We start from the raw sequence: 12,499 nt of genomic DNA, 5'->3' as shown, positions 1-12,499 counted from the left end.
GCTGCGGCAAGCGGCGGGATGGGATAGGTTTCAGGCAGCCTCTATCAAACTCTGCCTTATTCACGCCATATCTTCCACCCGATGACCAGTGAGGGCGCGTTGGATGTTGCGGTCCATGCGTTTGGCGGCGAAGTCGTCAGTGCCGGCGGCAAGAGCGGCGGTGGCGTTGCGGATGGGATTGGCTTCGGCCTCGGAAAGCAGGCTTTGCAGGGTGGCGATTTGGGTGCGAATGACAGCCAGGCTGCTTTCATCGAGCAGGTCGCCGTCTAGCTCCAACGCGGCTTCCACTGCGCCAATCAGGCTTTCGGCTTCCACCACGGCTTCGGCGCGGGCACGGGCGGCAGCATCGCCGCCAGCGTGGCTGATGCTGTCGGCTAGCATACGGGTGATAGTTTCGTCGTCGAGGCCGTAAGAAGGCTTCACTTCGATTTGCGCCTGCACGCCGGTGGTTTGTTCGCGGGCAGACACGGAAAGCAGGCCGTCGGCATCAATCTGGAAGGTGACGCGGATACGGGCGGCACCGGCCACCATCGGCGGGATGCCGCGCAGGGTGAATTTGGCGAGGCTGCGGCAGTCGGCCACCAGTTCGCGCTCGCCTTGCACCACATGGATGGTCATGGCGGTTTGGCCGTCTTTGAAGGTGGTGAATTCTTGGGCGCGGGCGGTGGGTAGGGTGCTGTTGCGCGGGATGATTTTTTCAGTCAGCCCACCGTAGGTTTCGAGGCCGAGCGAGAGTGGGGTAACGTCGAGCAACAGCCAGTCGTTGTCGCGCTTGTTGCCGGCCAGCACGTCGGCCTGCATAGCGGCACCGAGTGCGACTACTTGGTCGGGATCGAGGTTGGTAAGCGGAGTTTGGCCGAAGAAGTTGCCCACGGCCTGTTGCACATGCAGCATACGGGTGGCACCACCCACCATAATCACGCCGCCGATATCACCTTTGCTGATGCCGGCGTCTTTCAACGCCTGCTTCACCGGCACAAGGGTTTGCGCCACGAGATGCTGGGTGAGGGCATGGAATTGGGTGCGGGTAAAGACGGTGTCGATCGACGTACCATCACTTAGCACGGCTTGAATACGGCTTTCAGGTAGCCTGCTGAGCTCTTCTTTGGCACGGCGCACCAGGCTGAGCAGCAAGCGGCTGTCTTGGGCATTGGTGATGGAAAGACGATTTACTTCAATCAGGTGGCACAGCATGCGGTGGTCGAAATCGTCGCCGCCGAGTGCGGAATTGCCACCGGTGGCCTTCACTTCAAACAGGCCTTTGGAGAGCCGCAAAATGGATACGTCGAAGGTACCGCCGCCGAGGTCGTACACCACAAATGTGCCTTCGGCAGCATTATCCAGCCCGTAGGCGATGGCGGCTGCAGTGGGCTCGTTGAGCAGGCGCAGCACGTTCAGCCCAGCCAGGCGGGCGGCATCTTTGGTGGCTTGGCGTTGGGCATCGTCAAAATAGGCCGGCACGGTGATAACCGCACCCACTAATTCTCCCCCAAGGCTCTGTTCGGCGCGGGCTTTGAGCGAACGCAGGATGTCGGCAGATACATCGATCGGCGTTTTCGAGCCTTGGCGGGTGTGCAGGTCGATAAGTTGGTTGGATTGGCCGAAACGATAGGGCAAATGGCTGGTATCAATATCTTCCAATTTGCGGCCGATCAGGCGTTTGGCGGAGCTGACGGTGTTGGCCGGGTCGGCAGTTTGGCTTTGCAGGGCAGCCCGGCCGGTGATGATTTGCCCATCAGCACCATAGCGCACCACCGAAGGCAGTAGGAAACGGCCTTCTTCATCGGGCAAGCAGGCAGCGTGGCCACTTTTCACGGTAGCAACCAAGCTGTTGGTAGTGCCCAAGTCAATACCGACAGCTAGGCGGTGTTGGTGCGGGGCGGCAGAGAGGCCGGGCTCGGCGATTTGTAGGAGTGCCATGGTGGTTGGTGTGTGTTTAAGTATGGGAATAAGCGGTTATTTTAACATATTGGCTGAGTGCTTCGGTCGGAATTAAACTTTTCAGGTAGCCTCAACCGGAATGGAGGCTACCTGAAAATCTTGCAGCCAACGCAAAAGCCGGCATCCACGATACCGGCTTTTAGTATGGGTAACCCCGCGAATGCCGCTTTGGCTCGATTCGCTTGAACCTTGAATCAAGGTTGGCCACTTCCGGCAGTTTCGGGTACGTCCACGAGGAACGCGCACGCCCACCACTCAATCTGCAGCCTGAAGCGAAATTATTGGTTCAAAGGAATAGTGTGCCTTCACAAACACCGCAGGGTTATAAAGAAGAATAATCGTTTTACTTTTCCAAATCAAGTGCTTTATCGCAACTTTCGATTATGGCACTTATTCTACGCTCAATTTCGCCAATTGCCAAACCATCTTTCGCACTCATTTTGAGCAGGTCGTGGGTGAGGTTCAGCGCGGCCATAATCACGATTTTGTCGGTTTCCACAATCCGGCCGGAAGATTGGATCACGCCAATCTTCTGGTTCAGCATATGCACCGCCTGCAGCAGGGTTGCTTTCTCGCTGTTGGGCGTGCCGATGTTGAACTGGCGCCCCAGGATATCTACATTGACTTGTTCGATACTCATACAACCTGCTCCTTAGCAGCGGGCACAGGCAAGCGTTGTAGCAAGGCGCGGATATCCGCGGCACTTTGCTCCAATAGCTTGCAGTAAACGGCGTTTTCTTGCTGCAAAGCCTCAATCTGGCTGGAAAGCTCGTGCTCCAGGCGCGACATTCTTTCGCTGTAGGCTAGTTGTAATCCGTCCACGGTAGCGCGATGGTCATGGCGCTGTTTCTGCCATGCAGCATCCATCTCGCTGATTTTTTTGCTCAGCGCCTGCTTTTCACGCACAGCAGCCTGATAACGGCTTACCAGCGTTTCAATGGAATTTTGCAAATGTTCGAGTTGATTATTCATGAATCTGTCTCTTGCTAAATCTCTGGCCGCCAGAAGCAGCAACCTGCCCGCATTATACTGAAACTTGCGCCATACGGAACAAGCACCGGGTAAATTTATAATTAAATGCCTTCCTTCTTTAACCCACGCGCATGGTAAGGGCAAGATAGGTTCGGCGATAATTATTCGCTGCGGATTTCACGCAGCATCAACCGCTCGGCCACATCATTCACATCAACACGGCCGTCTAAAAGCTCGTTCAGGATGCGTGTGATGGGCATTTCAATGCCGAGTTTGGCAGCCTGTGCATCGGCCTCTCGAATGGTGTACACGCCCTCGGCCACATGCCCAAGTTCGGACAAAATCACAGGCAGCGGTTTGCCTTCGGCCAGCTTGAGGCCGACTTGTCGATTACGCGAGAGCGAGCCGGTGCAGGTGAGAATCAGGTCTCCCATACCGGCTAAACCCATCAGAGTGGTTTGCTTGGCACCCAAGGCCAGCGCCAGTCGGTTGATTTCGGCCAGGCCGCGCGTCATCAGGGCAGCACGGGCATTGAGGCCGTATTGCAGACCGTCAGCAATGCCCACCGCGATGGCCATCACATTTTTCACGGCTCCGCCCACGCCCACGCCCACCATATCGTCGTTGGCATACAGACGCAGCACGGCGGAGCTGAGTGCGGCGGCGAGTGATTCAATCCAAGCAGTGTTGTCAGAGGCGAGGGTAACGGCGCAGGGCAACTGTTGCGCTAATTCTTGGGCAAAGCTGGGGCCGGACAAAATACCGATGCGCGGGTTGTCCGGCAGCTCTTGGCGGGCGACTTGGTGCGGCAGCAGGCCGCTGCCTTGTTCGAAACCTTTGCAGGCGGTGAGCACGGGAATATCGCCCCAGCCCCATTGCCGCATGGTTTGCAAGCTGCCACGCAGGCCGGCGGTGGGCGTGGCGATGATAACAAGCTCGGGCTTGGGCGGCGGCGTGTCGGCAATGCTGAGTGCTTCAGGGAAGGGGAAATCTTTCAGGTAGCCTGAGTTGATGCGCTCGGCACGCATGGCGGCGGCATGTTCGGTTTCGCGTGTCCACAGGCAAACTTGCTGGCCATTTTGGGCAAAGTGGATGGCCAATGCCGTGCCCCAAGCGCCGGCCCCGATGATGCAGATTTGCATGGTGTGCTCCTGTGTTGATTGCTGGTGATATAGCAAATTCACTTAACTTTCGCCACTACATTGCCTGTTTTGCCGTGCAATCTACACTGCCTATGGCTCGCTGCCTAGTATCGAAAGCATGTTAATTTGCTATAAAGGCTACCTGAAAAACGGCAAACGGGTTTTAGCTTTGCAGAAACTCCGCTTCGTTGCGTTTTCAGGTAGCCTTTTATACTATAAATACTGGCGTTTAATCAGCCGTTAAAGCGTTTGAACGCAAGCGTGCCGTTGGTACCGCCGAAGCCGAATGAATTGGAAATGGCAGCGCGGATGGGCAGGTCGCGGGCAACGTTTGCGCAGTAATCCAAATCGCAACCGCCTTCAACGTCTTGCTCGAAGATATTGATGGTGGGTGGTGATTTCTGGTGGTACAGCGCCAACACGGAATATACGGCTTCCACGCCACCGGCACCGCCGAGCAAGTGGCCGGTCATGGATTTGGTGGAATTGACCACCAGTTTTTTGGCGTGTTCGCCGAAGGCAAGTTTCAGCGCGGTGGTTTCGTTGGCATCGCCCAGCGGGGTGGACGTGCCATGCGCGTTCACATAATCGATGTCGCTCGGGTTGAGCCCGGCATCTTTCAAGGCGCGTGCCACAGCCAAGGCGGGGCCTTCGGCATTAGGCGCCGTAATGTGGTGCGCATCGGAGCTCATACCGAAGCCGGCCAATTCGGCGTAGATTTTCGCACCGCGTTTTTTGGCGTGTTCGTATTCTTCCAACACCAGCACGCCGGCACCTTCGCCCATCACGAAGCCGTCGCGGTCTTTGTCCCACGGGCGGGAAGCAGTAGCGGGGTCGTCATTACGGGTAGACAACGCCTTCATGGCAGCAAAGCCGCCCACGCCGAGCATACACACCGCGCCTTCGGCACCGCCGGCCACCATCACGTCGGCATCACCGTATTGAATCATGCGGGCAGCATCACCAATGCAATGTGCGCCGGTGGTGCATGCAGACACAATGCCGTAGCTGGGGCCTTGGTAGCCTTTAAGGATGGTAACGTGGCCGGCAATCAGATTGATCAACGAGCCGGGAATAAAGAAGGGGTTGATGCGACGCGGACCGTTTTCGTGCACCACGATGCCGGTTTCTTCAATGGAAGGCAGGCCGCCAATGCCGGAACCGATGTTCACGCCCACGCGGGTTTTATCCAAGGCGGCGTAGTCATCCAGCCCAGCGTCGGCCACAGCCTGCAAGGCAGCGGCAATGCCGTAGTGGATGAAGGCATCCATGCGGCGCGCTTCTTTGGCGCCGATGTAATCGCCGATTTGGAAATCTTTCACTTCGCCGGCAATTTGGGCGCTCAATTCGCCCGCATCAAAACGAGTAATCCGGCCAATGCCGCTCACGCCGGCCAACAAGTTTTGCCAGGCATCGGCCACATTGTTGCCCACTGGGGAAATCTGCCCCAGCCCGGTTACCACCACTCTTCTCTGACTCATGATTGTTTATCTATCCTTCGGCCTGCCCGAAAGCAGCCGCAATAACAAAAACCTCTGCCCTTGGCGGGAAATGCGCCGGGGCAGAGGCTGATATTCTGCTGTTAAACCTGCTGCCGATTAGTTGGAGCGGGAAGTAACGAAGTCAATGGCTTGTTGAACGGTAGTGATTTTTTCAGCTTCTTCATCGGGGATGTCACAGCCGAAAGCTTCTTCCAAAGCCATTACCAGCTCAACCACGTCCAGAGAGTCAGCGCCCAAATCTTCGCTGAAAGAAGATTCGTTTTTCACTTCGCTTTCGCTCTTACCCAATTGTTCGGCAACGATTTTCTTCACACGTTGTTCGATATTTTCCATTGCGGGGTCCTTGTCCTTAAATAAACGGGGAAAAATTTTAAAGGTAGTTCTCTAAAAACGGCATTGTAACGGATTTATATGCGTTTTGCTATCCATGCCCTGCAAAGATTTTGAGGCTACCTGAAAATAACGGTGCGCATATTAGCATAGCGCACGGCCTTTGCAAACTACGCCAAAAAGCCGATATAAACAGGCAATAGCAGGCATCTGCCTTTATAGTGAAATTTCAGCAACTGCTGCAGCACTAGCCCAGCCCGATACCCGCTGTAACTATTCCGCTATCTGCCTACTGTTTGCCGCAAAAACACCAACACAGCAGCCAACTCAGCGGCCACTTCTTCCTGCGAGGCGTTGCCCGCATGGCCGCCGGCTTCGGGAGCGTAGAGGCGGCTATTCACGCCGATTTCGCGCAAGCGGGCGTGGAATTTGAGCGCATGGGCGGGATGCACACGGTCATCGCTCAGATTGGTGGTAATGAGGGCGGGCGGATAGGTTTGGCCACCGTGCAATTTGTGGTAGGGCGAAAGTTTTTTCAGGTAGCCTCTATCCGGCTCGGCATCGGGATTGCCGTATTCTTCCTGCCACGAAGCACCGGCCAAAAGGTGCGGATAGCGCAACATATCAGTGAGCGGCACTTCGCACACCATGCCGCCGATGCTTTGCGGCGCGGCACAATAAGCTGCGGCGCACACCAGCCCGCCGTTGCTGCCGCCCTGCAACACGATGCGTTCGGGCGCAGACAAACCGCGCACGGCCAAATCCTGCGCCACGGCCACCAAATCTTCCGCACTTTTGTGTTTGCGTGCCGCGCCTTGGGCGGCAGCATGCCAGGCCGGGCCGAATTCGCCACCGCCCCGAATGTTGGCCAACACAAACGCACCGCCCTGCGCAAGCCAATGCCGGCCGATGATGCCCAAATAATGCGGCAGTTCCGGCACACCGAAGCCGCCATAGGCATACACCAGCGCGGGCGCGTTTGATTCGCCGTTACCCACGTGATAATACGGAATGCGCTCGCCATCGGCCGACACAGCGTGCAACTGCTGCACGCTCAATCCCTCAGACTCAAACTGCGCAGGCTGGCGGCGCATCACGCACCACTCCTGCCGCTGCAAATCCAGCGTATAGAGTGTGAGCGGCGACAGGAAGCTGCTGGCCGCGATATACAGCACATCACCGCCCCAAGGCTGGTCGGCAAACTCCAGTACGCCCGCCCCTTCCAGCGGCAGCTCGGGCACTTCAGCCGGCTGCCACTGCCCCTGCTGCAAACGCCAAGCCTTGAGGCTACCTGAAACATTGTCCAGCAAGGTAGCGGCCACAAAATGGCGCGTGGTTTCCACGCCCTCCACCGACTGCCCCGCCTGCGGCGCAAACAGGCATTGCGCCTGCCCCAACACACCCTTGTTCAGCTTCACCGCCACCAAGCTGCCCGCCGCATAGCTTTGATTGGCCCGCAGCCAGTCGTGCTTGAGCAACACCAGCAGCCAGCCGCCCAAATAGCCGCAGATTTCGCAAGTTTCAGGTAGCCCCAAAGGTAGCAACGCCCCATCCGAGGCTACCTGAAAATATCGGCGGCTGAAAAAGCCCGTGCTTTCTTCCAGCAAATCCAGCGGCGCACCCTGCGCATCCAGATAACGCCAAGCGTGCACCCACACCGACTCCGCTGCCGTTTGCAGCAACGGCTGCGCCTCCTCGAAGCTCTGCCCGCGCCGCAACAGCCACGCCTCGCGTGGATAGCCCGAAGCCGTAAGCTGGCGCTCGTCCCAAGCCGGGCACACCCACACGCTGTCTTCATCGCGCCAGGCAATGTGGTTTTTGCCCGCCGGAAAGTGGAAACCGTTGGGCACCACCTGACGCGTTTCCAAATCAAATTCCAGCGTAAACGCCGCATCGCCGCCGCCCGGGCTGAGCGAGAGCAACACCCGGTTCGGCTGCTCCACATAGTGCGACACGCCATCTAAATACACATCCGCGCCCAACACCGCATCAAAATCCGCCACCGAAAACAACACCTCCCATTCCGGCAGCCCGGCGCGATACGAAGCCGCGCTGCACACGCGGTACACGCCCTTCGGAAACTCCTCGCTCTGATAAAAGTGATACATCCGCGCGCGGTGCTCCTGGCAAAACGGAATCTGCTGCTCGTCTTGCAACACCGACAAAATATCGCGGTGCAGCGGCTCGTAATCCGGCCGGCTTTCCAGCCAGGTCTGTGTTTGCGCGTGTTCGGCGGCAGCAAACGCGGCAGTTTCGGGAGCATTGAGGTTTTCAAACACGGCATAACGGTCGGCAGACATTTTCAGGTAGCCTTTGGCGGGTGGTTTCGGAAGGCGGGCATTGTAGCAGTATTGGCGAGAAGGAAAGAGAAAGGCTACCTGAAAACCATTTTTCAGTTTTCAGGTAGCCTTTATTCAGTTCAATAAGCTGGGCATTTATGCCAAACAACTTTTTACCTTATATAGGCCAAGTATTCATACCAAACCTACCGACTTGGGTTTATTTTTGGTTGTAGATGCCATAGTCATAACCAGAACAAAATGCCGTGCCATTTCTGGTTCTTATTCCCGAATAAAAACACCTGTCTTCCCTTTTGCCATGTACTGCTTCACATGCCCGCATAGCTTCCTCTGCTGCTTTTCTGTCGTCTGCATCAACACCTACAAAGATATCGTTTATCGTTTTGGGGTGGTGTACCGCATATACGATTACTCCGCACGCATTAGAAAAAGCAGCAACAACACCACAGTTGGAAGATCTGCACTGTTTGAGCGTTTCTTCAACCGCCCTTTGCTTTGACTCATAACCCCCACTCCAGATGAAGCCAGACTTTTCCCAGTCTCGCCCGATTACCATCCAATATGGCGTGGCGCGGAAACGGGCGATTTCGGCTTGCACCTCCGCCTCACGCTGCTCCCAGGCGCGTATTTCGGCGGCGGTGGGGCCGGAGTAGGTTGGCTGTTGCCGTACGGCATTGCGCTCGCGTTGTATCCGATCTGCTTCCGACTGCATGATGCCATTAAAGTTGTGCCATTGCTGCGAGCCAACCGGATAGGGGTTGGCATATGCCAAGCCCGCACTGCCCAATAGCACTGCCGCCAATACGCCCGCTGCCGTGTTCATCATTGATTGCTTCATCTTGCCGCTCCTGTTTGGAAAGGGGAATAAGGGTATTGCCGATAATCGGATTGTAACAAAATACAAGATATTGTAAACATCTGTCCCGCTGCTTGAAGACTACCTGAAAAGTTTGCCGCAACTTGAACTGCATTGCGGTTCGCGCTTTCAGGTAGCCTTTGTCCTGCCGCTTGGTTTTACACGCGGCGGATGCTGTCTTTATAGTGTCCGGCGCGTTCGCCGCCGATCAGGCGCGGGCGGCTGGCCAAGGCGCAGACGTGGGCAGCGCCCAGCTCGCGCTGTTGCGGGCGCAGGGGGATTTGCACGTGTTTGATGTGCATGCCGATGGAAGTATCGCCGATGTCGAGCCCGGCGTGGGCGGTGATGAATTCCACTTCCACCGGGTCGCGCATATATTTGAAGGCGGCCAGCTGCGCACTGCCGCCGGCATGCAGGCCGGGCAATACGTTCACGATTTCCAGCCCGTATTGTTCGGCCAGCTCGCGCTCCACGGCCAAGGCGCGGTTGATGTGCTCGCAGCCTTGCACGGCGAGGTAGATTTTGCGTTCGTTCAGGATGTCGAGCAGGGTTTTCACGACCACTTCGCCCACTTCCTGATTGGAATTTTTGCCGATACGGCCGCCAATCACTTCGCTGGTGGACAGGCCGAGCACGAAAATCTGCCCTTCGCCGATGGCGGATTGGTGCAGGATATCGAGCGCAAGGGCGCGGGTTTGTTCGGCCAGTTGGGTTAGATCCATGAGATGCCTCCTTTATGCTGATCGCCGCAAACTGTGCGGCATGAGGGATTTTAGCAGCTTCGGGCGGAAGTGGTTTTGATAAAGAATAAAATACGGCTTGGCGGTTGGCAAAAGGCTACCTGAAAACGAAGCTTCAACGCAATAAAACGCAGCATAGCGGAATTTCTGCGAAACTAAACTTTCAGGTAGCCTCTAACGCCCACAGACTTAGAAATCTGAAACTGGGATAACCACCACCCATTCGGCAAGCTTGCCGCCAATCTGCTGGCGCAGCCGAACGGAACGCGGTTTTTCGGGGAATAAGGGCTTGCATGTTCGAAGCGGCGCAGCCGCAAGTTGCGAGCCCGCCCGAAAAACCGTGTGCAGTGAGGGAAGTTTGGCGAAGCCAAATCTGTGCCCGCAGTCGCCTTTCTTTTGCTTCCTTTTCTTTGGCGAAGCAAAGAAAAGGAAGTGCCCGCGCGGGCATGAAGCGCAAAGGTGAACAGGATACTAATGAATGAAGGCTACCTGAAAACTCAAATAGCTCAGAACTGCAAAAGTCAGTGCAATGGCCTCTATCCTGCCCCGCTTTTTCCACAACAAAAGGCTACCTGAACCTTTCAGGTAGCCTCTTTTCCTTTCCTGCCCACTGGCTATTCGCCCTCCCCGCCCTGCTCTTTCACCAGCCGCCGCTCATACACGGATTGCGCCAGTGTGCCGGCGTCGATGTATTCCAGCTCGCTGCCCAGCGGCATGCCCTGCGCCAGTCGGCTCACGCGGTAGGGCAGATTTTTAAAAAGCTCGGCCAACACATAGGCGGTGGCATTGCCTTCTGGGGTGAAGGCGGTGGCGATAATCACTTCTTCCACTTCGCTCTCTTGCAGGCGGGCAACGAGTTTGTCGAGCGCGATGTGCTGCAAATCCATGCCCTGCGCGGGGCTGATTTGCCCCATGAGCACGAAATAGAGGCCGTCGTGGCAATGGGCGGCTTCCATGCCGGCCACGTCGGCGGGCAGGTGCACAATCATCAGGCGGCGGCCGTCGCGCGCGGGGTCGGCGCAGATGGCGCAGAGCTCGCCTTCACAGAAGGTGTTGCACAGGCGGCAATGCTGCACGGCGGTGAGGGCGTGCTGCAGGGCGGCGGCCAGCTCGGCGGCGCCGTCGCGCTTGTGGCGCAACAGTTCGTAGGCCATGCGGCGGGCGGATTTGGGGCCGACGTTGGGCAAAACTTCGAGGGCTTGGGTGAGGCGGGTGAAGGCGTCGGTTTTTTTGCGGGTCATGGTTTGGTTTCAGGTAGCCCTTGGCTGGCAAGGGATTGGGCGGCAGAATGCATACTGCTGCTTGTTATTTTTCAGGTAGCCTTTTTGCTTTGAGATGGCTACCTGAAATCCTGCGGCTATTCGCTGGCTTCGATGTTGTCTTCCGCCGCGGCCGGGCTGTCGAACGAGGGCAGGGGCGGCAGCAGGTTGTTGAGCGTGAGGGCGGCGGGGTTGAGCACGGGGTGGCCGCCGAAGGAGGCGCTGTAGCCGCCGGTGCTGTTGCCGCAGATGGTGGTTTGCACGCCCAGCGGGAAGGTGGCAATGTCGCTGATGTGGCCGAAGGGGAAGCCGGTGAGCACGGGGATGCCGCTGATGCGGCGCAGGGTGCGGATCACGCTGGAGAGGTCGTAGCCGCCGTCGTATACGTCGCGCGCGCTGCCCATGCGGAAGTTGCCGAGCACGATGGCCTGCTGGCGTTTGAGGATGCCGGTCAGATGCAGGGTTTGCAGCATGCGCTCGAGGCGGTAGGGCTGTTCGCCCACGTCTTCTAGGAAGAGGATGCCGCCTTCGGGCTGCGGCAGGTAGGCCGAGCCGGCCAATGAGGCAATCACGCTGAGATTGCCGCCCCACATCGTGCCGTGCAGGGTGGGCACGTTGGCGGCCTGTACTTCCGATACTTGAATGCTCAAATCGGCGCGGGTGCTGCCGTCGATAAAGGCTTGCATGGTGTATACCGAGGGCTGGGCTTTGCCGAAGCCGCTATAAAGCATGGGGCCGGCGAAGCTGCACATATTGCCTTGAGCCAGCAGGGCGAGCTGGATGGCGCACACGTCGCTGAAACCAAAAAGCTGGGTGCCGTGTTTGCGCATGCGTGCGCCGAGCGAGGGCCAGTCGATATGGGGCAGCAGGCGCACTGCGCCGTAGCCGCCGCGCATGCCCATCAGCACTTGCGGGGTGGGCACTTTGCCCAAAGCCACGTCTTGGAAATCGGCGATGCGTTCGGCGTCGGTGCCGGCAAACCGCTGGCTGCGGCGCTCCACGGCCTGCTGGTTGGTGATGGTGAAACCGGCGTTATACAGGCGCAACAGCCCGGCCTGCGCCTGTTCGGGCTTGGGCGCGAAGCCGGAAGGGGCCACCACGCGCAAGGTGGTGCCGCCGCCGCTGCGGACGGGGCGGGCCGGCGCATTGCCGCTGCCTGTGCTGCTCTGGTTGGTCGGCAGCACGGGCATGGCGGGAGCACTGCACGCCTGCAACACGCCTGCTCCGGCCAGGGTGGCGGAGGCGCTGAGAAAACGGCGGCGGGAAAGATGGGGGAGGAGCATGGGGTTTCCTTAATCATTGAGTGGAGGCTACCTGAAAGCGCAAGCTTCAACGCAGTTATAGTGGATTAAATTTAAATCAGGACAAGGCGGCGAGCCGCAGACAGTACAATAGTACGGCAAGGCGAGCCAACGCTGTACTGGTTTAAATTTAATTCACTATAAAACGAAAAATCA

12 protein-coding genes and 1 other RNA gene are annotated in these 12,499 nt (G+C 57.6%); all 13 read right to left on the bottom strand.

Annotation, left to right across the window (positions count from 1 at the left end):
* Window positions 1-60: 60 nt before the first annotated feature.
* Window positions 61-1,920, bottom strand: a complete 1,860-nt coding sequence (gene hscA / locus EZJ17_RS02415; RefSeq protein ID WP_067441612.1) for a Fe-S protein assembly chaperone HscA — start codon at window positions 1,918-1,920, stop codon at window positions 61-63.
* 168 nt (window positions 1,921-2,088) lie between these two features.
* Window positions 2,089-2,267: non-coding RNA, 6S RNA (ssrS, locus tag EZJ17_RS02410), on the bottom strand.
* Between the two features lie 17 nt (window positions 2,268-2,284).
* A complete protein-coding gene (locus tag EZJ17_RS02405; RefSeq protein WP_067441609.1) occupies window positions 2,285-2,581 on the bottom strand; it encodes a cell division protein ZapA in 297 nt (98 codons plus the stop codon).
* Window positions 2,578-2,913 carry a hypothetical protein gene (locus tag EZJ17_RS02400; protein WP_067441606.1) on the bottom strand — a complete coding sequence of 112 codons (336 nt, stop codon included), beginning with the start codon at window positions 2,911-2,913 and terminating at the stop codon, window positions 2,578-2,580. The genes EZJ17_RS02405 and EZJ17_RS02400 overlap by 4 nt, the downstream gene beginning before the upstream one ends.
* 161 nt (window positions 2,914-3,074) lie before the next feature.
* On the bottom strand, window positions 3,075-4,055 hold the full coding sequence (locus EZJ17_RS02395; RefSeq protein ID WP_067441602.1) for an NAD(P)H-dependent glycerol-3-phosphate dehydrogenase: 981 nt from the start codon (window positions 4,053-4,055) through the stop codon (window positions 3,075-3,077).
* A 233-nt stretch (window positions 4,056-4,288) separates the two neighbouring features.
* A complete protein-coding gene (fabF, locus tag EZJ17_RS02390) occupies window positions 4,289-5,536 on the bottom strand; it encodes a beta-ketoacyl-ACP synthase II (RefSeq protein ID WP_067443977.1) in 1,248 nt (415 codons plus the stop codon).
* A gap of 117 nt (window positions 5,537-5,653) precedes the next feature.
* A complete protein-coding gene (gene acpP, locus EZJ17_RS02385; RefSeq protein ID WP_003824915.1) occupies window positions 5,654-5,890 on the bottom strand; it encodes an acyl carrier protein in 237 nt (78 codons plus the stop codon).
* A gap of 278 nt (window positions 5,891-6,168) precedes the next feature.
* A complete protein-coding gene (locus tag EZJ17_RS02380; RefSeq protein ID WP_428840652.1) occupies window positions 6,169-8,193 on the bottom strand; it encodes a prolyl oligopeptidase family serine peptidase in 2,025 nt (674 codons plus the stop codon).
* Window positions 8,159-8,335, bottom strand: coding sequence for a hypothetical protein (locus EZJ17_RS10245; RefSeq protein ID WP_167508164.1), 177 nt, complete (start codon window positions 8,333-8,335; stop codon window positions 8,159-8,161). The genes EZJ17_RS02380 and EZJ17_RS10245 overlap by 35 nt, the downstream gene beginning before the upstream one ends.
* 51 nt (window positions 8,336-8,386) lie before the next feature.
* Entirely contained in the window at window positions 8,387-9,025 is a 639-nt protein-coding gene (locus EZJ17_RS02375) for a DUF4189 domain-containing protein (RefSeq protein ID WP_151086069.1), read from the bottom strand.
* Between the two features lie 176 nt (window positions 9,026-9,201).
* A complete protein-coding gene (locus tag EZJ17_RS02370; protein WP_067441588.1) occupies window positions 9,202-9,765 on the bottom strand; it encodes a TIGR01440 family protein in 564 nt (187 codons plus the stop codon).
* Between the two features lie 632 nt (window positions 9,766-10,397).
* Entirely contained in the window at window positions 10,398-11,024 is a 627-nt protein-coding gene (gene recR, locus EZJ17_RS02365; protein ID WP_151086066.1) for a recombination mediator RecR, read from the bottom strand.
* 116 nt (window positions 11,025-11,140) lie between these two features.
* On the bottom strand, window positions 11,141-12,325 hold the full coding sequence (locus EZJ17_RS02360; RefSeq protein ID WP_151086064.1) for an LD-carboxypeptidase: 1,185 nt from the start codon (window positions 12,323-12,325) through the stop codon (window positions 11,141-11,143).
* Between the last annotated feature and the right edge of the window lie 174 nt (window positions 12,326-12,499).

The organism is Eikenella exigua, assembly GCF_008805035.1.
Classification (GTDB): Bacteria; Pseudomonadota; Gammaproteobacteria; order Burkholderiales; family Neisseriaceae; genus Eikenella; species Eikenella exigua.
This window is presented reverse-complemented; position numbering and strand designations above follow the sequence as displayed.